General features: G+C 68.8%; 18 protein-coding genes. 2 read left to right on the top strand and 16 right to left on the bottom strand.

Going from position 1 to position 19,680, the window contains the following annotated elements; genetic code table 11:
- Positions 1 to 2: 2 nt before the first annotated feature.
- The 9 genes from uvrC to ACTJI2_RS06085 form a co-directional block, all read right to left on the bottom strand.
- Positions 3 to 1,850, bottom strand: coding sequence for an excinuclease ABC subunit UvrC (gene uvrC / locus ACTJI2_RS06125; protein WP_183642065.1), 1,848 nt, complete (start codon positions 1,848 to 1,850; stop codon positions 3 to 5).
- Positions 1,847 to 3,268, bottom strand: a complete 1,422-nt coding sequence (locus ACTJI2_RS06120) for a redoxin domain-containing protein (RefSeq protein ID WP_440841453.1) — start codon at positions 3,266 to 3,268, stop codon at positions 1,847 to 1,849. Before ACTJI2_RS06120 ends, uvrC begins: the two co-directional genes overlap by 4 nt.
- A gap of 25 nt (positions 3,269 to 3,293) precedes the next feature.
- Positions 3,294 to 3,758, bottom strand: a complete 465-nt coding sequence (locus ACTJI2_RS06115; protein ID WP_183642070.1) for a low molecular weight protein-tyrosine-phosphatase — start codon at positions 3,756 to 3,758, stop codon at positions 3,294 to 3,296.
- Positions 3,755 to 4,522 carry a 3-deoxy-manno-octulosonate cytidylyltransferase gene (gene kdsB / locus ACTJI2_RS06110; RefSeq protein WP_183642073.1) on the bottom strand — a complete coding sequence of 256 codons (768 nt, stop codon included), beginning with the start codon at positions 4,520 to 4,522 and terminating at the stop codon, positions 3,755 to 3,757. Before kdsB ends, ACTJI2_RS06115 begins: the two co-directional genes overlap by 4 nt.
- Entirely contained in the window at positions 4,519 to 5,517 is a 999-nt protein-coding gene (gene lpxK, locus ACTJI2_RS06105) for a tetraacyldisaccharide 4'-kinase (protein ID WP_318288883.1), read from the bottom strand. The genes kdsB and lpxK overlap by 4 nt, the downstream gene beginning before the upstream one ends.
- Before the next feature lie 5 nt (positions 5,518 to 5,522).
- Positions 5,523 to 7,280: a lipid A export permease/ATP-binding protein MsbA gene (gene msbA / locus ACTJI2_RS06100; RefSeq protein ID WP_440841452.1), complete on the bottom strand. Its 1,758-nt coding sequence runs from the start codon at positions 7,278 to 7,280 to the stop codon at positions 5,523 to 5,525.
- The gene (locus ACTJI2_RS06095; protein ID WP_183642082.1) at positions 7,277 to 7,699 is read right to left on the bottom strand and encodes an ExbD/TolR family protein; all 423 of its coding nucleotides are present in this window, start codon (positions 7,697 to 7,699) and stop codon (positions 7,277 to 7,279) included. The genes msbA and ACTJI2_RS06095 overlap by 4 nt, the downstream gene beginning before the upstream one ends.
- Positions 7,700 to 7,706: 7 nt before the next feature.
- A complete protein-coding gene (locus ACTJI2_RS06090) occupies positions 7,707 to 8,366 on the bottom strand; it encodes a MotA/TolQ/ExbB proton channel family protein (protein ID WP_183642085.1) in 660 nt (219 codons plus the stop codon).
- Between the two features lie 64 nt (positions 8,367 to 8,430).
- Positions 8,431 to 10,722 carry a DNA internalization-related competence protein ComEC/Rec2 gene (locus ACTJI2_RS06085; RefSeq protein WP_440841608.1) on the bottom strand — a complete coding sequence of 764 codons (2,292 nt, stop codon included), beginning with the start codon at positions 10,720 to 10,722 and terminating at the stop codon, positions 8,431 to 8,433.
- Between the two features lie 536 nt (positions 10,723 to 11,258).
- Between ACTJI2_RS06085 and ACTJI2_RS06080 the strand changes: the two genes are divergently transcribed.
- Together ACTJI2_RS06080 and ACTJI2_RS06075 are read left to right on the top strand one after the other, a co-directional pair.
- Positions 11,259 to 13,379 (top strand): phosphocholine-specific phospholipase C, encoded by a 2,121-nt coding sequence (locus ACTJI2_RS06080; protein ID WP_440841451.1) that lies wholly within the window; start codon positions 11,259 to 11,261, stop codon positions 13,377 to 13,379.
- A 41-nt stretch (positions 13,380 to 13,420) separates the two neighbouring features.
- Positions 13,421 to 13,999, top strand: a complete 579-nt coding sequence (locus tag ACTJI2_RS06075; protein WP_192197665.1) for an HD domain-containing protein — start codon at positions 13,421 to 13,423, stop codon at positions 13,997 to 13,999.
- Positions 14,000 to 14,039: 40 nt separating this feature from the next.
- Here ACTJI2_RS06075 and lolD read toward each other — a convergent pair whose 3' ends face one another.
- From lolD to sdhA, 7 genes are read right to left on the bottom strand one after another with little or no spacing between them, the layout of a single operon-like run.
- Positions 14,040 to 14,756 carry a lipoprotein-releasing ABC transporter ATP-binding protein LolD gene (gene lolD / locus ACTJI2_RS06070; RefSeq protein ID WP_183642094.1) on the bottom strand — a complete coding sequence of 239 codons (717 nt, stop codon included), beginning with the start codon at positions 14,754 to 14,756 and terminating at the stop codon, positions 14,040 to 14,042.
- Positions 14,749 to 15,996, bottom strand: coding sequence for a lipoprotein-releasing ABC transporter permease subunit (locus ACTJI2_RS06065; protein WP_141453177.1), 1,248 nt, complete (start codon positions 15,994 to 15,996; stop codon positions 14,749 to 14,751). Before ACTJI2_RS06065 ends, lolD begins: the two co-directional genes overlap by 8 nt.
- Before the next feature lie 4 nt (positions 15,997 to 16,000).
- A complete protein-coding gene (locus tag ACTJI2_RS06060; RefSeq protein WP_440841450.1) occupies positions 16,001 to 16,450 on the bottom strand; it encodes a hypothetical protein in 450 nt (149 codons plus the stop codon).
- Positions 16,401 to 16,652, bottom strand: coding sequence for an FAD assembly factor SdhE (locus tag ACTJI2_RS06055; RefSeq protein WP_141453179.1), 252 nt, complete (start codon positions 16,650 to 16,652; stop codon positions 16,401 to 16,403). Before ACTJI2_RS06055 ends, ACTJI2_RS06060 begins: the two co-directional genes overlap by 50 nt.
- Positions 16,649 to 17,080 carry an MAPEG family protein gene (locus ACTJI2_RS06050; protein WP_183642100.1) on the bottom strand — a complete coding sequence of 144 codons (432 nt, stop codon included), beginning with the start codon at positions 17,078 to 17,080 and terminating at the stop codon, positions 16,649 to 16,651. The genes ACTJI2_RS06055 and ACTJI2_RS06050 overlap by 4 nt, the downstream gene beginning before the upstream one ends.
- A 4-nt stretch (positions 17,081 to 17,084) precedes the next feature.
- On the bottom strand, positions 17,085 to 17,867 hold the full coding sequence (locus tag ACTJI2_RS06045; RefSeq protein ID WP_183642103.1) for a succinate dehydrogenase iron-sulfur subunit: 783 nt from the start codon (positions 17,865 to 17,867) through the stop codon (positions 17,085 to 17,087).
- 18 nt (positions 17,868 to 17,885) lie between these two features.
- Positions 17,886 to 19,676, bottom strand: a complete 1,791-nt coding sequence (gene sdhA, locus ACTJI2_RS06040; RefSeq protein ID WP_183642106.1) for a succinate dehydrogenase flavoprotein subunit — start codon at positions 19,674 to 19,676, stop codon at positions 17,886 to 17,888.
- Positions 19,677 to 19,680 lie beyond the last annotated feature (4 nt).

Below are 19,680 nucleotides of genomic sequence, written 5' to 3'. Positions count from 1 at the left end.
TCCTACTCGTTTCCCGCAATCGGCGCCGGCAACCCGTGCAGGTTAGCGTAGATCCGCTCGGCGAGCGCGGCGTTGATGCCCTCGACCCGGGCGATCTCGTCCGCGCCTGCGGCCTTGAGTCCGGCCAGGCCGCCGAAATGCTTCAGCAGGCTGGCGCGACGGCGCGGGCCGATGCCCGGAATGTCCTCGAGCTTGCTGGTCATGCGCGCCTTCTGGCGCTTGCCGCGATGGCCGGTGATGGCGAACCGGTGCGCCTCGTCGCGGACCTGCTGGATCAATTGCAGGGCCGGCGAGGCGGCACCCGGGCGTACCTCGCGGCCGTCGGCCAGGACCAGGGTTTCGTGGCCGGCCCGACGTTCCTCGCCCTTGGCCACGCCCACCAGCACCACGCTGTCCACGCCCAGGTCGGCCAATACCCCGCGAGCCTGGGCCAACTGGCCGGCGCCGCCGTCGATCAGCAGCACGTCCGGCAGCACCCCGCCCTCTTCGACCGCGCGGCGGAACCGGCGTTCGATCGCCTGGTGCATGGCCGCGTAATCGTCGCCGGGTTCGATGCCGGTGATATTGAAGCGCCGATACTGCGCGCGGACCGGGCCGTTGGCGTCGAACACCACGCAGGAGGCGACGGTGGCCTCGCCCATGGTATGGCTGATATCGAAGCACTCGATGCGCTGGGCGGGTTCGGCCAACCCCAGCAGTTCCTGCAACGCCTCGCTGCGCGCGGTCTGCGCGCCACGGCTGGTCAATTCGGTCACCAGCGCGATCTCGGCGTTGCGCCGCGCCAGGTCGAGATAGCCGGCGCGCTCGCTGCGCACGTTCCACTTCAACTGCACCCGTCGGGCGGCCGAGGTGCTGAGCGCGGTCTCGATCAGTTCGGCATCCGGTATCTCGCGATCGAGGATGATTTCCTGCGGCGGGGTCTGTTCCCCGTAGTACTGGGAAACGAAGGCGGCGAGCACTTCGTCCGCGCTCTCCTCGCCATTGGTGCGCGGGAAGAACGTGCGGGTGCCGAGGTTGCGGCCGTCGCGGAACGCCAGCAGCAGCACGCACGCGGAGCTGCCGCGCATCGCGCAGGCCAGCACGTCCAGATCGGCGGCATGCCCGTCCACGTACTGGCGCGCCTGCAGGCTGCGGATGGAGCCGATGAGATCGCGCAGGCGCGCGGCCTCCTCGAATTCCAGCCGCTCGCTGGCCGCTTCCATGGCCGCGCTCAATTCACCGCTCAGTTCGTCGCTGCGGCCATCCAGGAACAGCCCGGCCTGGCGCACGGATTCGGCATAGCCGGCGGATTCCACCAGCCCCACGCAGGGCGCGCTGCACCGGCCGATCTGGTACTGCAGGCAGGGCCGCGAGCGATTGCGGAACACGCTGTCCTCGCAGTTGCGGATCTTGAACAGCTTCTGCATCAGGTTCAGTGTTTCGCGCACCGCACCGGCGCTGGGATAGGGGCCGAAGTAGCGGCCCGGCACCGCGCGAGGCCCGCGATGGAATGCAATCCGCGGCCAGGTCTCCTGGGTCAGCAGGACATAGGGATAACTCTTGTCGTCGCGCAGCAGCACGTTGTAACGCGGCGCCAGCGACTTGATCAGCTGGTTTTCCAGCAGCAGCGCCTCGGCCTCGGTGCGGGTGACGGTGACATCCATCCGCGCCACCTGCGACAGCATCGACAGGATGCGCGGGGTCTTGGGCGTGTTGCTGAAATAACTCGACACCCGCCTGCGCAACGCGCCGGCCTTGCCGACGTAGAGCAGGCTGTCGTCGGCCGCGTACATGCGGTAGACGCCCGGTGCCAGGCTCAGGCCGGCGGCGAACGCCTTGCCATCGAAATCGGAGGACTTGCGACCGCTCATTCGTCGATCGGCACGTGGCTCAGTTCGCCGCTGGCGATGTCGTAGCGCAGCACCGCGTGGGCGTCCGTCTCGGCGATCCAGACGGTGCCCGGGGACAAGGCCAGTCCGGTGGGGCCGTGCAGCGTTCGCGGCAGCGGCACGCTGCTCAGTTCGCCGCCTCCCAGCCGCAGGCTGCGCAGGCTGCCGTTGCCGGTGTCGGCAATCCACATCTGCGGTGCGTCGGTGCTGACGGCGATGCCCTGCGGGTGCTGCAGGCGCGCGGTTTCGCGCGGCCCGTCCTCGCCGCCGAACGTCCACGGTCCCTGCCCCACCAGGGTCTGCACGACGCCGGTGCGCAGTTGCACGGAACGGATGGCGGATCCCAGCGCGTCGCAGACATACAGGGTCTGGTGGATGGCGGCGAGCGCGGCGGGCTGCGCGAACGCCGCCATCGGCCCGCTGCCGTCGCGTACTTCCAGTTGCCCGGAACCGGCGCGCGCGACCAGTTCGCGGGTGGCCAGGTCATAGCTCCAGATGCGGTTGTCGCCGCCCATCGCGATATGGATCTGGTTGTTGCTGGCCGCCAGCGCGAGCGGCTGGTTGAGCGAGACCGCGCGCGCCTGGCCAACGACGCCTTCCACCGGCTCTCCCGCGCGTCCGTTGCCGCACAGGGTATCGACCGCGCCGGTTGCCAGATGGATGCGTCGCAGGGCGTGGTTGCCGGTATCGGCCACGTACAGGCATTCGCGCAGCGCCAGCAGGCCGTGCGGATTGCGGAACGCGGTATGGGTATGGTCGCCGTCGATCAGGTCCGCCGCCGCCAGCCCGAACTGGCGCAGCACGCGTCCGCCGTGGGTGCATTCGAGAATGCGGTGATGCCCGCTGTCGGCCACGAACAGGCGATCCGGGGTGGCGGCCAGGCCGATCGGGAACCGCAGCGGCAGGCGCGGCTCGGGATGGCTCTCGCGCGCTGCCCGCAGATCGTCGTCCGCCGGCCGTCCCAGCACTTCGCACAGCGCGGACACGGAACGATCCAGCTCGGCACCGTTGTCGGTGCCGACCAGGCGGTGGCGGATCATGCCCTCGCCATCAATCAGCAGCACGGTCGGCCAGGCCTCGATGCCGAACGCCTGCCATGCCGCCCAGTTGGCGTCATGCGCGATGGGGAACCCGATGCCATGGCGACGCAGCCGCTTGAGCGCCGTCTGCGGGTCCCGTTCGCTGTCGAAGCGCGGCACGTTGACCACCAGGGTCTGCAGGCGCCCGGCATGGCGCGCCTGCAGCGCGGCCAGTTCGTTCAGGCGCTGCCCGCACCAGGCCGAGGCGGCGTTGACGAAGGCCAGCGCCACAATCCGGCCGCGCTGTTCGAGCAGCGAGCCGGAGGGCGCGTTGAGCCAGGGCAATCCCTGGGGAAGTTCGGGAGCGGGCGCGGCATTCATGATCCGCACCGATTATGCCGTAGTCCTATCCGCAGGACAGGCGCCGGACCGCCGCCCGTGCCGCCGAATCGACCAGTCGCCAGACATGATCGAAGTCGGCCGGACCGCCCGTGTACGGGTCCGGGATGCTGCCGCCGGCCTCGACCCCGGTCCATTCCAGCAGCAGCGACGCCTTGCCGGCCAGCCCCGGCGGCGCCAGCCCGCGCACGTCGCGCAGGTTCTGCCCGTCGGCGCACAGCAGCCAGTCGAAGCGCTCGAAGTCCTCCCGCCGCAACTGGCGCGCGCGCAGGCCGGCGATGTCCACGCCATGCTGGCGGGCACAGGCGATGGCGCGGCGATCCGGCGGTTCGCCCGCGTGCCAGTCGCCGGTGCCGGCCGAATCCACTTCCACGCTTCCGGCCAGCGGCGAGGCGGCCAGATGATGGCGGAGCGCGCCCTCGGCCATCGGCGAACGGCAGATGTTGCCCAGGCAGACGACCAGCAGCCTCATGCGCCGCGCGCCCACTGCTGCTCGGCGCGGGCCAGATCCTCGGGCGTGTCCACGCCGGGCGGAAACGGTTCAGGGGTCAGCGCGACCGCGATGCGATGGCCGGCTTCCAGCACCCGCAACTGTTCCAGCGACTCGATCTGTTCCAGCCGTCCCGGCGGCAGCCGCGTGTAGCGGCGCAGGAAGCCGGCGCGGTAGGCGTAGATGCCGATATGGCGCAGCCAGTGATCGCCCGCCGGCAGGGTTTCGCGATCGCGGGCGAAGGCGTCGCGGGGCCAGGGAATCGGCGCACGGCTGAAATACAGCGCGTCGCCGCCGGTAGCGCGCACCAGCTTGACGGTATTGGGATCGAACAGCGTTTCGGCCGTCTCGACAGCCGTTGCCAGCGTGGCCATCTCCGCCCCGCTGTCGACCAGCGCCTGCGCCACCGCGCGGATACCGGCGGCGGGGGCGAATGGCTCGTCGCCCTGCAGGTTGACCACCACCGCGTCGTCGGGCCAGCCGGCGATGTCGGCGCACTCGGCCAGGCGATCGCTGCCCGAGGCATGCGTGTCGCGGGTCATCGCCACCCGCACGCCGGTGCCCTGCAAGGCCGCGCGGATACGCTCGTCGTCGGTGGCGACCCAGACCTCGCCCGCACCGGCGGCCAGCGCGCGGCGGGCAACGTGCAGCACCAGCGGGTCGCCGCCGATCAGGCGCAGCGGCTTGCCCGGCAGGCGGGAGGCGGCGTAGCGGGCCGGAATGGCCACGATGAATCCGGTCGTCATGATGTCGGGGTTTCCGTCCTGGCCAGGCGATCCAGCAGCGCCACCCAGAATGCTTCCGGCAGGCGCGCCGACACCGGCACACTGAAATACCAGTCCTTGGCGAAGGCCGCGCATTTCACCGCGTCCTTTTCGGTCATCAGCACCGGCAGTTCGCTTCCGAAAGCGAAATCCTCGGCGCGATAGGCGTGATGATCGTCGAATGCATGCGGGACCACGCCGATACCCAGGCCGCGCAGGTTGTCGAAGAAGCGCTGCGGATGCCCGATGCCGGCCACGGCATGGACGCGCTGGCCGGCGAACGAGGCCAGCGGCCGCGGCCGGCCGCCACGCAGCGGCTGCGCCGCCTCGGTATGCAGCCGCATCGGCCATTCGCCGAACGCCGGCTCGCCGCCGTTGAGGACATGGAAGTCGCATTGCGTCGCGCGTTCGGCCGGTTCGCGCAACGGACCGGCGGGAAGCAGCCGGCCATTGCCGTAGCGGCGCTGTCCGTCGATGACTTCGATCTCGACGTCGCGTCGCAGGCGATAGTGCTGCAGGCCGTCATCGCACACCACGATGTCGCAACCGGCGGCGATCAGCGCGCGCCCCGCGGCGACGCGATCCCGATCCACCCGCACCGGCACGCCGGTGCGGCGCGCAATGAGGACCGGCTCGTCGCCGCCCTGCTCCGGCGCCGTTGCTGCCTCCACCCAGAGCGGCTGGCGATCATCGGCACGGCCATAACCCCGGCTGGCCACGCCGGGCTTGAATCCGGCCTCGCGCAGGCGCTGCACGAGGGCGATGGTGAGCGGGGTCTTGCCGGTACCGCCGACGGTGACGTTGCCGACCACGATCACCGGCACGGACAATCGGTGCCGGCGCAGCAGGCCCCAGCGGAAGAACCGCGCGCGCAATCCGATCAGCGCCGCATAGATCGACGCCAGCCCGCGGGCGTGGAGCGGGACGGGCTTGTCGTTGTACCAGTACGCGGGCGGAACGTGCCGGGACTTGTTCACTTCACTCACTCGCCGTCGCCTTCCCGGAATTGCATGCGATGCAGGTGCGCGTAGAGCCCGTCGCGGGCCAGGAGTTCGGCATGCGTGCCCTGCTCGACCAGCCGGCCCTGGTCCAGCACCAGCACCTGGTCGGCGTGTTCGATGGTGGACAGGCGGTGCGCGATCACCAGCGTCGTGCGATCCGGCATCAGCTTCTGCAGGGCGTTCTGCACCAGCCGCTCGGATTCGTTGTCCAGCGCGGCCGTCGCTTCGTCCAGAATGAGGATCGGCGCATCCTTCAACATCGCCCGCGCAATCGCCAGGCGCTGGCGCTGGCCGCCGGACAGGCGTCCGCCCTTGGCGCCCACCTGGGCCTGCAGGCCCTCCGGCAATTCGCGGACGAACTCCATCGCGTTGGCGCCTTCGACGGCCTGCACCAGCGCCGGTTCCGGCACATCCTGCATTTCGCCAAAGGCGACGTTGGCGGCGACCGTGCCATCGAACAGCATCACCTGTTGGCCCACCAGCGCGATCTGGCGACGCAGATCGGCCAACGGGTAGTCCTGAACCGGATGCCCGTCGACCAGGATCTGACCGGCCTCGGGTTCGTAGAAGCGCGGAATCAGCTTGATCAGGCTGGACTTGCCGCTGCCGGATCGGCCGACGATCGCGGTGACGGTGCCGGGGCGGGCGACGAAACTGATATCGCTCAGCGCGGGTCTGACCTGGCCCGGGTAGCGCGCGGTCACCTCCCGGAACTCGATGAGGCCCTGCGCGCGATCCAGTGGGCGGGTGCCGGCATCGACCTCATCGGGCGCATCCAGCACCGAGAACAGGCGCTCGGCCGAAGCCACGCCGCGCTGGGTCATGTTCTGCACGTTGGTGAGCTGCTTGAGCGCGGGAATGATGGCGATCATCGACACCATCAGCGACACGAAGCCGCCGGCGGTCAGGCGCCCCTGCATGGCCTGGTAGCCGGCCACGACCAGCAGCAGCGACAGGCCTACCGCCCCCATCATCTGGACCAGCGCCGAGGAAACGCCACGCGTGGCCTCGACTTTCATCGCCAGGCGCAGGTTGTTGTCGGCCAGCGTGCGATAGCGCGCCATCTCGCTAGCCTGGGCGCCATAGACCTTCACTTCCTGCTGGCTGCTCAGGGTCTGATCCGCGGCCTGCAGCAGCTGCGCGCCGCTTTCCTGGATGCGATGGCTGATCTTCCGGTAACGCCGCGCGACCTTGTCCATGACCCAGGCCAGCGGGGGTCCCAGCAGCAGGATTGCCAGCGTCACCTGCCAGCTGTTGTGGAACATCACCGCCAGCATCGCCAGGATCTGGAAGGACTGCTGCAGCACCACCTTGGTGGCATCCACGGCGGCCTGCGCAATCTGGTCGCAGTCCGAGCCGAGCCGGACCAGCATCGAGGGCACCGGTTCGCTATCGAAACGCATGCCCGGCAGGCGCAGATACTTGCCCAGCACCGCCACGCGCATGTCGCGGGCGATGCTGCGCGCGGACTTGCCCATGCTCATGTCGGTCAGGAAGCCCGCCAGGCCACGGAGCAGGAACAGACCGACGATGGCGAACGGCAACGTCAGATCCATCCGGGTATTGCGGGCGACGAATGTACCGTCCACCACCGGCTTCATCAGATAACTGAAGGCGCCGCTGGCGGCCGCCTCGATCAGCATGCCCAGCAGCGCCAGCAGCAGCAGTGCCCGGTAGGGCTTGGCCAGAAGAACCAGCCGACGATAGGTTTGCCAGGCGGAAGCAGGTTGCGCACTCACCGCTTCACCTCCGGCGCGGTGGCGATCTGGATCGTGCGGAAGCCGGATTGCGCCAATGCATCGTAGGCCGTCACCACGGCCTGGTGCGGAGTGCGTGCATCGGCGCGCAACAACACCGGCCGCTGACGATCTTCGCCGGCGACCTGGGCGATGGTCTGCTTGAGGGCATCCACGTCGGTGCGCAGGACCTCGTGCTCGTCCACGAAATAGTGGCCGTCGGCGTTGACCAGCACGCTCAGGGTCTTGGCCTGGGCCGCCACCGGCTCGCCCTTCGCGCTGGGCAACTGCAATTGCAGCATCGAGCGCGAATCGAAGGTCGTGGTGATGACGAAGAAGATGATCAGCACCAGGATGACGTCGATCAACGGGACCAGGTTGATCTCCGGCTCCTCGTGGGCGCGGTCGTCACGAATCCTCATGCGCGGCTCAGGCGCCGACCGCCGCGGTGGCGGACGCTGGAACCGGCCGTGCGGCCGGCCGGGGCTGTCGCGCGTCGAGCGCGTCGAGCAGCTTCATCGCTTCCTTCTCCATTTCCACCACGTAGCCGTTGATGCGGCCACGGAAATAGCGGTGCGCCATCAGCGCCGGAATCGCCACGATCATGCCGGTGGCCGCGCACACCAGCGCCTTGCCGATGCCGCCGGCCAACTGGTTGACGTCACCGACGCCGCTGTCCTGGATGCCCAGGAACATCTGGATCATGCCGACCACCGTGCCGAGCAGGCCCAGCAGCGGCCCGGCCGAGGCGATGCTGCCCAGCGCGTTGAGGAATTTCTCCATCCGGTGCACCACATGGCGGCCGGTGTCCTCGATGCGCTCGCGGATCTGATCGCGCGGGCGATTGCGGACCTCCAGCGCGGCGGCCAGCAGTTCGCCCAGCGGCGAAGTCCGGCGCAGCGATTCGATGTGGGCCGGCTCCAGTTGCCCGCGCACCGCCCAGTTGCGGACTTCCTCGCCCAGGCCGGGAGGCATGATTTCCTTGCGCCGCAGGGTCCAGAAACGCTCCACCACGATCGCCAGCGCCAGCACCGCCAGCAGCAGCAGGGGGATCATCGGCCAACCGCCGGCCTTGACCAGTTCAAGCACGTTAAGTCCTCGGGGCTCCGGGGAGCCGTTGCATCGATGGGCGATAGGATAGCCCAGCCGCCCCTCAGCGCCGCGCCGCATCCCACAGCCTGGGCCGGGCGTGACGACGTTCACGCACCGCCAGCCCCTCTGGCGACAGCCAGACCTGTACGGCCCCGCCCTCGGCGGTGCCGACCACTTCCGCCCCGCCCTCCTGCCAGCGCGCCACCACCCGCGGTTTGGGATGGCCGAACCGGTTGCGGTGGCCGCTGGAGACCAGCAGCAAGCGCGCGCCGGTCGCGGCGACGAAAGCGGGATCCGACGAGCCCGCGCTGCCATGGTGTGGCGCGAACACCACCTCGGCGCGTACCTGCGCCGGGAATCGCCGCACCAGTTCACGTTCGATCACCTCGCCGATGTCGCCGGTCAGCAGCGCCGCGCCATGCGCGGTCTCGACACGCAACACGCAACTGGATTCGTTGCCCAGATTGGGAAAATGACGATGCGGGTGCAGGAAGAGGAAGCGCACGCCATCCCACTCCCAGGCCTCGCCGGCCACGCAGGTGCGGATGGGCGGCCCCGGGGCGGACTCCGACCGCACGGGCAGCGCCGCTTCCACCGCGGCGGTCTGGCCCGGCGGCGCCTGGGCAACGCCGGCCGGCAAGGCGCGCAGCACGCTGGCCAGGCCGCCGATGTGGTCGTTGTCGTCGTGGCTGACCACCACCCGGTCCAGCCGCGACACGCCCCAGGCGCGCAACGCCGGTACCACCGCGCGCTCGCCGGCGTCGAATCCATCGCGCATCGCCGGTCCCATGTCGTACAGCAATGCATGCTCCGAGGTCCGGACCAGCACCGACAGTCCCTGGCCGACATCGATCATCGCCAATTGGACCTCGCCGGACCGCGGCAACCCTCGATCCGGCCACAGCAGCGGCAACCACAGCAAGGCGGCCAGCGGCTTGCCCGGTACGCCGCGCGGCAGCAGCATCCAGAACGCACCGGCCAGCGCCGCAGCCACCGCCCAGGGTGCCGCCTCCGGCAGCCACCAGAGGGAAAAACGACTGCCCGACAGCCAGTGGAAACCCGGCCAGGTCAGATCGAAACAGGTCGCCGCCCATCGCCATGGCCATGCGCCGGCACCGGGAAGCAGTGCCTCGGCCGCGGTGCCCAGCAGCGACAACGGCACCACCACCAGGCTCCACCAGGGGATGGCGATCAGGTTCGCGAAGGGGCCGGCCAGCGAGGCCTGGTCGAACAGCACCACCGTCAACGGCAGCAATCCCACCGTCGCCACCGCCTGCGCGGACAGGAATCCGCGCAGCCAATGTTGGGCGCCGGCCGCCGGCAGGCACCAGGCCAGCCAGGCGACCCCGCCGAAACTCAACCAGAACCCGGCGGCCAACGGCGACAGCGGATCGAACAGCAGCACCGCAATCAGCGCGAGCGCCAATGCGTCGGCCACCCCGGCGGGCCGGCGCCCCAGCCGGGCCGCTGCCCATACCGCCATCATCAGCACGGTACGCAGGGTCGGTAACGCGAAACCCGCCAGGACGGCATAGCCGAGCGCGGCCAGCACCGCCGCCACGCCCATCGCCTGCGGACGCGGCAGTGATCGCGCCCACGCGGGAAACAGGCGCCACAGGCCGCCGATAAGCAGTGCGATGGCGCTGGCCACCATGCCCACGTGGAAGCCCGAGATCGCGATCAGATGGGTCAGGCCGGTCGCGCGCAGGACATGCCAGTCATCCCGGGTCAACCCGCGGGTATCGCCAAGTGCCAGCGCGCGCACGAAACGCGAAGACGGCGAAGCCACCGACTGGCCGATGCGCGCGGCCATCACCTCGCGCCAGGCGTCGACGCCGGCAGCGCCGGAAAGCCGCTGCGCGCGCTCGGGTCGATGCAGGTGACCGGTTGCGCCAACCCGTTGCAGCAGCGCGTGTTTTTCGCTGTCGAATCCACCCGGGTTGCGCAGGCCGCGCGGCGCGCGCAGCTTGACGGCGAGCCGCCAGCGTTCGCCGGCGCGCAGTTTCAAGCGAGGGCCGGCCAGCCGGGTTCCGTAGTCGTCGTGCCAGGACAGCATGATCCGCCGCCCCCGCAATGCCGCCGCGGGTCCCTCGCCTTCTTCCACGGTGAACAGGAACCGGGTCCGCCTTGCCTCATGCTGGGGCAGATCGGCGACGGTCCCGGTCACGACCAACGGGCGCCGCTCCAGATCCGGCGGAATCCGCTGCGCCAGCGCCCAGCCCGCCTGCAATCCGGCCCACGCGAATCCGAGCAGCAATGCGCCCAGCCAGCGTCCCCGCCAGCGCCACAGCCAGGCCATGGCGCCGGCGATGCCCGGCAGCCACAACAGCAATGCCGCCGGGAGCCTGGGCATCGCCAGGCACAGGCCGGCGCCGGCCAGCAACGCCACGGCGGTTCCCACACCGAACAAGGCAGGCACCCCGGCGTTGAGGCGCCCACCTTGGCGTGGCAGGCACTCGCGATCCGGCGTGCGGCTTCCGCCAGGCTCGCGTGGCGGACGACCAGGTTCCGGCCGCTCCGGCGGACTTCCATTTCCTTCGACATGCACGACGGCTGGTTTCCATTCCAGGCACCCCGCAACGCTACGCGCCGTCCCTGCATGGCGGAATCGGCGGAAGCCGCGCATGCATGTCAGGCAAGCCCGACACGGGTCGGCGATCCAGCGCATCGTTCGCATGCCGCGATACCGATCGCAAGGATGAAACAGCGAATCCTTTCTATATTTTCATCGCATGGACCGTGGCGCGCTCCATGCTATTGACGCCGTTTCCACTCCGCCGCAAGACTGCATGCTTCCGCCGGACGCGACGCGTCGAGGCATCACCGGCGATGCGAACACACGATTCCCGTTCGCGTTGCCACGCCAGGATTTCCCACCAGGCCCACGCCATGACCTCCCACAGTCGACGCGATTTCCTCCGCCGCGCGGGCGCAGGCGCCGCCGCTTCGATGGCGCTGGCGGCCTTCCCGCCCGCCATTCGCCGCGCGCTGGCGATTCCGGCATACCACGCCAGCGGCACCATCAACGACGTCAAGCATGTGGTGATCCTGATGCAGGAAAACCGCTCGTTCGATCACTACTTCGGCACCTTGCGCGGCGCGCGCGGATTCGGCGATCGCTTCCCGATACCGCTGGCCGGAGGCCGCACGGTCTGGCAGCAGCGCTACACCCATGAGGACGCTTCGCGCATCGTGCTGCCTTATCACCTGGATGGGCGCAGCGGCAACGCGCAGCGCGTCGCCGGCACCCCGCACAGCTATCCCGACGCCCAGGCCGCGTGGGATCTGGGGCGCATGCGGGACTGGCCCACGCACAAGCAGCCGCAATCGATGGGCTACTACACCGAGGCCGAGCTTGCATTCCAGTTCGCCCTCGCCAACGCATTCACCCTGTGCGATGCCTACCACTGCGCATTCCATGGCGGCACCAACACCAACCGGCTGTTCCATTGGAGCGGCACCAACGACCCGGCTGGCGCGGCGGGCGGACCGGTGATCGACAACAGCGGCGATTCGTTCGACGCCGAAGGCGGCGACTATCGCTGGACCACCTATCCCGAACGCTTGCAGGCCGCGGGCGTCAGCTGGAAGGTGTACCAGAACCTGCCGGACAACTTCACCGACAATCCGCTCGCCGGCTTCCGCGCCTATCGCGAGGCGAACCGCGCGCGCGGCAATCCGCCCAAGGCGACGGCCTTCCCGCCCTACCGGAGCGACGACGAAGCGATCAGCCCGCTGCTGAAAGGTGTTGGCAACACCCTGCCCGATGGCGGTTTCCTGCAGGCGCTGAAGGACGACATCGCCGCGGGCACGCTGCCGCAGGTGTCGTGGATCGTCGCGCCCGCGATCTATTCCGAACATCCGGATCCCTCCAGCCCCGTGCAGGGCGGCTGGTACACGCAGCAGGTGCTGGAAGCGTTGACGGCGGATCCGGACACCTGGAGCCGGACGGTGCTGCTGGTGAACTTCGACGAGAACGACGGCTTCTTCGATCACGTGCCACCACCCGCCGTGCCGGCGTTCGAGGCCGACGGTCGGCTCGCTGGCGCGTCCACGGTGTCCACGGCGGGCGAGTACCACACCGATGGCCGCCCCTACGGACCGGGACCACGCGTGCCGATGTACGTGGTGTCGCCGTGGAGCCGCGGCGGCTGGATCAACTCGCAGGTGTTCGATCACACCTCCGTGCTGCGCTTCCTGGAAGCGCGTTTCGGCGTGGCCGAGCCGAATATCAGCGCCTATCGTCGCGCGGTGGCCGGCGATCTCACCAGCGCCTTCAACTTCGCCAACCCGAACGCCGAAGTACCGCCGCGCCTGCCATGGCAGCGCCGGTCGGTGGCGGATGCGCTGCGCGCCGCCCAGGAAGCTTTGCCGGCGCTGTTGCCACCCGCGGAAGGCCAACAGCAGCCTCCCCGGCAGGCCATCGGCAGCCGCCCATCCCGCGCCCTGCCCTACGAACTGCATGTGCACGGCGGCGTGCAGAGCGATGGCACGGTGACCCTGGAATTCATCAACAGCGGACGCGCCGGCGCGGTCTTCCACGTCTACGATCGCCTGCACCTGGAGCGCGTTCCGCGACGCTACGCGATCGAAGCCGGTCGGCAGCTCGCCGGCACCTGGGACACACGGGCCACGGACGAGGGCCATTACGACCTGTGGGTGCTCGGACCAAACGGATTCCATCGCCATTTCCGCGGCGACACCCACGCACGCGCGGCTCTCGAGGTGAAAGCGGCATACGAGGTAGCCACCGCCTCCCTGCTGCTGGAGGTTACCAACCACGGCGGGCATCGCGGTCCGATATCGCTCGTCGCCAACGCCTACCGCAACGAAGCTCCCCAAGCCGCCGAACTGGCGCCCGGGGAGCGCAGGCCATGGCGCTGGGCGCTCTCCCCATACGGCGGCTGGTACGATTTCAGCGTGGCGGGCACGGATGGTTTCCTGCGCCGCTTCGCCGGACGCCTGGAAACCGGGACCGACGGGATCTCGGATCCGGCGATGGGAACTTGAGCACTCTCCCTCTTCCATTTCCAAACTCCGCAACAAGCGCCATGCAAGCCATCGTCGATTTCATCCTCGAAGTGGACAGACTCAAGGCGGTCACCCGCAAGATTCGCCTGCGCGACAGCGACCGCTACGAGAATTCCGCCGAACACAGCTGGCAGCTGGCGTTGTTGGCCAGTTCGCTGGCGCCGCATGCCCCGGCGGGCATCGACATGGACCGGGTGATCCGCATGCTGCTGGTGCATGACATCGGCGAAATCGACACCGGCGACACGATGGCCTTCGTGGAGGGAGGCTGGGAGGAACGCAAGGCCGCCGAGCTGGTGGCGGTACGGCGTATCTTCGGCTTGCTGCCGGCGTCCGAGGGCGGACCACTGCTCGCCTTGTGGCAGGAATTCGACGATGCGCAAACGCCGGAGGCGATCTTCGCCAATGCCGTCGACCGCGCCATGCCGGTTTTGCTGAACCTGGCCAACCAGGGCCAGAGTTGGCGCGAGAACGGCATCAGCCACGAGCGCGTGGTGCGGCGGGTCGGACCGCCGATCGAGGCCGGATGCCCGGCGCTGTGGCGCTATCTCGAAGTCCGGCTGGCGGAAGCGCGGGAGCGGGAGTTTTTCGGCGCCTGAAGCGGGAGCTGCGAACAGCGGAGCAAGCTCCGCTCTACGGTCAGACGTCGGCGTGGGCGAGCTGGCGCAGCTTGCCTTCGTGCAGTTCCAGCACGCGGTCGAGGCGACGGGCCAGGCGACGATCGTGGGTGACCAGGACCAGGCTGGTCTTCTGCGCGCGGTTGAGGCCGAGCATCAGATCGAACACGGTCGCGGCGGTCTTTTCGTCCAGGTTGCCGGTGGGTTCGTCACCCAGCACGCAGGCCGGCTGGTTGACCAGCGCGCGCGCCACCGCGGCGCGCTGGCGCTCGCCGCCGGACAGTTCACCGGGCTTGTGCTCGATGCGGTGGCCCAAACCGACCGCTTCCAGCAGGTCGCGCGCACGCTGGCGCGCGGCATTCGCATCGGTGCCGCCCAGCATCACCGGCATCATCACGTTCTCCAGCGCGGTGAATTCCGGCAGCAGGTGATGGAACTGGTAGACGAAACCGAGCGCGCGGTTGCGCAGCTGGCCGCGCGCCGCGTCCGACAGCGCCGACATCTTCTGTCCGGCGACGTACACCTCGCCCGCGGTCGGCGTGTCCAGCCCCCCCAGCAGGTGCAGCAACGTGCTCTTGCCGGCGCCGGACGCGCCGACGATCGCGACCGTCTCGCCGGGATGCACGGCCAGTTCCAGGCCATCGAACACCGGCGTGCGCATCTTGCCCTCGGCATAGGTCTTGCCGAGGTGGTCGGCGCGGATGACGGTGCCGTCGGCCGTCGCGGTCTTCTCACTCATAGCGCAGGGCCTCCGCCGGCTGGGTCCGGGCCGCGCGCCAGGCCGGGTACAGCGTGGCCAGGAAGCTCATTGCCAGCGCCACGCAGGCAATGGTCGTCACATCGTCGGGCCTCAGGTCGTACGGCAGGCCGGTGATGTAGTAGACGTCCGGCGGCAACAGGGTCACGTTGAACACTTTCTCGATGACGTCGAGGATGCTTTCCAGGTTCATGGTCAGGGCGATGCCGCCGATGACGCCGGCCACGGTGCCGATGATGCCGATCAGCGACCCCTGCACCATGAACACCTGCATCACCCCGCGCGGGGTCAGCCCCAGCGTGCGCAGGATGGCGATGTCGGCCTGCTTGTCGGTCACCAGCATCACCTGCGAGTTCACCAGCGAGAACGCGCCCATCAGGATGATCAGCGACAGCAGGATGCCCATCACCGTCTTTTCCATCTTCAGCGAGTGGTACAGGTTGGCGTTCTGGCTCATCCAGTCGCTGACCCGGTAGACGTGCCCCAGCCGGTAGACCAGATCGCGCGCTACGGTCATCGCCTGGTCCATGTCGTGCAGCTTCAGGCGCACGCCGGTCACGCCGTCGCCCATCCGCAGCACGCGTTGCAGATCCGCGATGTGCGCCACCGCCAGGTTGCGGTCGATGTCGTTGTGGCCCACCGCGAAGATGCCCGACACGGTGAAACGCTTGATCTTGGGCATCGCCCCCATCGGCGTGCCCTGGAAGTTGCCGGCGGTCACGACCACGCTGTCGCCCACGCCCACCCGCAACCAGGCGGCCAGTTCCTGCCCCAGCAGGATGTTGAATTCGCCGGGCTGCAGCGAGTCGAGCCGTCCCGCCTTCATCTTGTCGCCCAGCACCGACACCTTGCGCTCTTCCGAGGGCACGATGCCCTGGACCAGCGCGCCCTGCGGATCCGCGTTGCCGGACAGCATCGCCTGTACGTCCACATAGGGCGCCGCGCCGGCCACGCGTGGATCCTGCATCGCCACACGCACCGCGTGCGGCCAGTCCTGCATGTCCTCGCCGGCGCCGGCCACGGTCGCATGGGCGGTCATTTGCAGCAGGCGGTCGCGGATTTCCCGCTGGAAGCCATTCATCACCGACAGCGTGGTGATGAGCACCGCCACGCCGAGCGCGATGCCGATGATGGAAGCCAGCGAGATGAAGGAGATGAAGCCGTTGCGGCGCTTGGCGCGGAGATAGCGCAGGCCGATGGCGACGGGGACGGGTTTGAACATCGGCCTATGGTGCCATCGGCCGGGGGGCGCGCGAAGCACCATCGATGCCAGCGGCCAGCCGCAGTTCACGCCGGGCCGGGGCCGGCAGGGTGTCGGGCCACCAGCCCAGGCGGTGGCGGCGGCCCCGCCGGTCCCGCCAGTGCAGGATGGCCAGTGGCCCGCGCCAGACCAGTTCGGCCTCCCGCACCGGTATTCCCTCCATGGTCACCGGACCGCTGGCCGGGAAGACCCAGGACAGGACCGGCCTGCGCGCTTCGCGACGGGCCAGGCGGACACCCTGCAACGCGGCGCCCAGCGCCAGCGGCCAGGCCGCGACACGCGGCATTTCGCTGGCCAGCACCGCCAGGCCGGCGCCGATGCCCAGCAGGATCAGGATCGCGCACAACAGGCGCGAGGGGCGCCATTCAAGCCGGCAAGGCGCGGATACGCTGGATGAGTGCGGCGAGTTCGCCATCGGGACATTGCTCGTAGCCCATGAACCAGCGCCAGAGCTTATCGTCCTCGCAATCGAGCAGCCGTAGGAAAACACCGCGCTCGGCCTCGGAAGATCCCGCCCAGGCGCGATCGAGGTGGCGTTCGAACAATTGATCCAGTTCGCGCATGCCGCGCCGGCAGCGCCAGCGGATGCGCTTGAGTTCCACGTCTTGGGGATTCATGCCAACCAGAGCAGCCAGGCCATGCGCGCCCAGAAAGCCATCAGGACCAGCGTCGCCAGGGCGTATGCGACGAAGCGGGTCATCACGTGATTGATCGTGCATTGCACGCCGCTGTGCACCGCACGCAGGCCGACGAACGCCCACGCCATCACCAGCATGACGAGGTCGCCGATGCCGGCCTGGGCGGCGAGCAGCACGCCCGCGTAGAACAACACCGGCACCTCGAACAGGTTGCGGAAGTTGTCCGACGCGCGGGTGTCGGACAACAGACGCGCCGCGTCGGCCGATCCGGCCAGCGCCTGCGCGTCGATGCGCTTGCGCATCATTTCGCCCAGCCGCAGGTGATACAGACGGATCCAGACCAGGAACGTCAGTCCCGCCATCGCCACCGCGGGCCAGAGGATCGCAGTGGCGGACGGCGTATCCATGGCGTCAGGCGCGCCGCTCCATCATCAGCTTCTTGATTTCCGCGATGGCCAGCGCCGGATTCAGCCCCTTCGGGCAGGTCCGCGCGCAGTTCATGATGGTGTGGCAGCGGTACAGCTTGAACGGATCTTCCAGGTCGTCCAGGCGCGCACCGGTGTCCTCGTCGCGCGAATCGATGATCCAGCGGTAAGCCTGCAGCAGGATCGCCGGACCGAGGTAGCGCTCGCCGTTCCACCAGTAGCTCGGGCAGCTGGTCGAGCAGCAGGCACACAGGATGCATTCGTAGAGGCCATCCAGCTTCTTGCGGTCCTCCGGCGACTGCAGGCGCTCGCGATCCGGCGGCGCGGGCGTCTGGGTGCGGATCCACGGCTTGATCGAGGCGTACTGCGCGTAGAAGTGGGTCAGGTCCGGGACCAGATCCTTGACCACGTTCATGTGCGGCAGCGGGTAGATCGGCACCTCGGCCTTCTTGCAGTCGCCGATGGCGCGCGTGCAGGCCAGGGTGTTGGTGCCGTCGATGTTCATCGCGCACGAACCGCAGATGCCCTCGCGGCAGGAGCGGCGGAAGGTCAGGGTCGGATCGATCTCGTTCTTGATCTTGATCAGCGCGTCCAGGACCATCGGACCGCAGGCCGCCAGATCCACCTCGTAGGTGTCCAGGCGCGGGTTCTGCCCGTCTTCCGGATTCCAGCGATAGACCTTGAAGGTACGCGGGTTCTTCGCGCCGGGGGCGGGGAAATGCCTGCCCTTCTGGACGCGCGAGTTCTTCGGGAGTGCGAATTCGGCCATTGCTCTAGTCTCTCCCGATCAGTAAACGCGCGGCTTCGGCGGCACCACGTCGACGTCGTCGGTCAACGTGTACATGTGCACCGGGCGGAAATCGAAATTGCACTGGCCCTGCTCGTCGACGCTGACCAGGGTGTGCTTCTGCCAGTTGACGTCGTCGCGCTCGGGGAAGTCCTCGTGCGCGTGCGCGCCGCGGCTCTCGTGGCGCTGCTCGGCGGAGTTGATGGTGGCCACCGCGTTGAGCAGCAGGTTGTGTAGTTCGTAGGTTTCGATCAGGTCCGAGTTCCAGACCAGCGAGCGATCGCTGACCTTCACGTCCTCGAAGGACTTGAAGATGTCGGCCATCTTCTCGCAGCCTTCCTTCAGCGTCTTGCTGGTGCGGAACACCGCCGCGTCGGCCTGCATGGTGCGCTGCATGCGGTCGCGGATGACCGCGGTCGGGGTGTCGCCGCTGGCGTTGCGCAGCTTGTCCAGGTGCGAGAGCGCCTTGTCGCAGGCGTCGCCGGCCAGCGGCTTGTGTGCTCCGCCCGGCTTGATCGTCTCGGCGCAGCGGTTCGCCACCGCGCGACCGAACACCACCAGATCCAGCAGCGAGTTCGAACCCAGGCGGTTGGCGCCGTGCACCGACACGCAGGCCGCCTCGCCGATGGCGTACAGGCCCGGCACCACCGCATCGGGGTTGTCGCCGACCTTGCGCACCACTTCGCCGTGGTAGTTGGTCGGGATGCCGCCCATGTTGTAGTGCACCGTCGGGATGACCGGGATCGGCTGTTTGGTCACGTCCACGCCGGCGAAGATGTGCGCGCTCTCGGCGATGCCCGGCAGCTTCTCGTTGATGACTTCCGGCCCCAGGTGGGTCAGGTCGAGCAGGATGTGATCCTTGTGCTCGCCGACGCCGCGGCCCTCGCGGATCTCGATGGTCATCGAACGCGACACCACGTCGCGCGAGGCCAGATCCTTGTAGTGCGGCGCATAGCGCTCCATGAACCGCTCGCCGTTGCTGTTGCGCAGGATGCCGCCCTCGCCACGCACGCCTTCGGTGATCAGGCAGCCGGCGCCGTAGATGCCGGTCGGGTGGAACTGCACGAATTCCATGTCCTGCATCGGCAGGCCGGCGCGCATCACCAACCCGCCGCCGTCGCCGGTGCAGGTATGGGCGGAGGTGGCGCTGAAGTAGGCACGGCCGTAGCCGCCGGTGGCCAGCACCACGCCGTGGGCGCGGAACAGGTGCAGCGAACCTTCGGCCATGTCCAGGGCGAGCACGCCGCGGCAGACGCCCTCCTCGTCGAAGATCAGGTCGAGCGCGAAGTACTCGATCATGAAGCGCGCGTCGTGCTTCAGCGACTGCTGGTACAGCGTGTGCAGCATCGCGTGGCCGGTGCGGTCGGCGGCGGCGCAGGTGCGCTGCGCCGGCGGACCTTCGCCGTAGCGGGTGGTCATGCCGCCGAACGGGCGCTGGTAGATCTTGCCCTCCTCGGTGCGGCTGAACGGCACGCCGTAGTGTTCCAGCTCGATGATGGCCGGAATCGCCTCGCGGCACATGTATTCGATCGCGTCCTGGTCGCCCAGCCAGTCCGACCCCTTGATGGTGTCGTAGAAGTGGTAGCGCCAGTCGTCTTCGCCCATGTTGCCGAGCGCGGCGGAAATGCCGCCCTGCGCGGCCACGGTATGCGAACGGGTCGGAAAGACCTTGGTCAGGCAGACCGTCTGCAGGCCCTTGGCGGCCAGGCCGAAGGTCGCGCGCAGGCCGGCGCCGCCGGCGCCCACCACGACCATGTCGTACTTGTGTTCGGTAATCTTGTAAGCGGACATTTCG

Origin of the sequence: Pseudoxanthomonas sp. 22568 (genome assembly GCF_052044485.1) — a bacterium.
In the GTDB taxonomy this organism is placed as follows: domain Bacteria; phylum Pseudomonadota; class Gammaproteobacteria; order Xanthomonadales; family Xanthomonadaceae; genus Pseudoxanthomonas_A; species Pseudoxanthomonas_A beigongshangi.
Note: the sequence above shows the minus strand (reverse complement) of the source record. Positions and strands in the feature narration are given on the sequence as shown.

What these genes read in the sequence shown, in the direction of transcription:
- uvrC (WP_183642065.1), bottom strand. Translation starts at nt 1,850, where the DNA reads ATGAGCGGTCGCAAGTCCTCCGATTTCGATGGCAAGGCGTTCGCCGCC.
- ACTJI2_RS06120 (WP_440841453.1), bottom strand. Translation starts at nt 3,268, where the DNA reads ATGAATGCCGCGCCCGCTCCCGAACTTCCCCAGGGATTGCCCTGGCTC.
- ACTJI2_RS06115 (WP_183642070.1), bottom strand. Translation starts at nt 3,758, where the DNA reads ATGAGGCTGCTGGTCGTCTGCCTGGGCAACATCTGCCGTTCGCCGATG.
- kdsB (WP_183642073.1), bottom strand. Translation starts at nt 4,522, where the DNA reads ATGACGACCGGATTCATCGTGGCCATTCCGGCCCGCTACGCCGCCTCC.
- ACTJI2_RS06095 (WP_183642082.1), bottom strand. Translation starts at nt 7,699, where the DNA reads ATGAGGATTCGTGACGACCGCGCCCACGAGGAGCCGGAGATCAACCTG.
- ACTJI2_RS06085 (WP_440841608.1), bottom strand. Translation starts at nt 10,722, where the DNA reads ATGCCCAGGCTCCCGGCGGCATTGCTGTTGTGGCTGCCGGGCATCGCC.
- ACTJI2_RS06080 (WP_440841451.1), top strand. Translation starts at nt 11,259, where the DNA reads ATGACCTCCCACAGTCGACGCGATTTCCTCCGCCGCGCGGGCGCAGGC.
- ACTJI2_RS06075 (WP_192197665.1), top strand. Translation starts at nt 13,421, where the DNA reads ATGCAAGCCATCGTCGATTTCATCCTCGAAGTGGACAGACTCAAGGCG.
- lolD (WP_183642094.1), bottom strand. Translation starts at nt 14,756, where the DNA reads ATGAGTGAGAAGACCGCGACGGCCGACGGCACCGTCATCCGCGCCGAC.
- ACTJI2_RS06065 (WP_141453177.1), bottom strand. Translation starts at nt 15,996, where the DNA reads ATGTTCAAACCCGTCCCCGTCGCCATCGGCCTGCGCTATCTCCGCGCC.
- ACTJI2_RS06060 (WP_440841450.1), bottom strand. Translation starts at nt 16,450, where the DNA reads ATGGCGAACTCGCCGCACTCATCCAGCGTATCCGCGCCTTGCCGGCTT.
- ACTJI2_RS06055 (WP_141453179.1), bottom strand. Translation starts at nt 16,652, where the DNA reads ATGAATCCCCAAGACGTGGAACTCAAGCGCATCCGCTGGCGCTGCCGG.
- ACTJI2_RS06050 (WP_183642100.1), bottom strand. Translation starts at nt 17,080, where the DNA reads ATGGATACGCCGTCCGCCACTGCGATCCTCTGGCCCGCGGTGGCGATG.
- ACTJI2_RS06045 (WP_183642103.1), bottom strand. Translation starts at nt 17,867, where the DNA reads ATGGCCGAATTCGCACTCCCGAAGAACTCGCGCGTCCAGAAGGGCAGG.
- sdhA (WP_183642106.1), bottom strand. Translation starts at nt 19,676, where the DNA reads ATGTCCGCTTACAAGATTACCGAACACAAGTACGACATGGTCGTGGTG.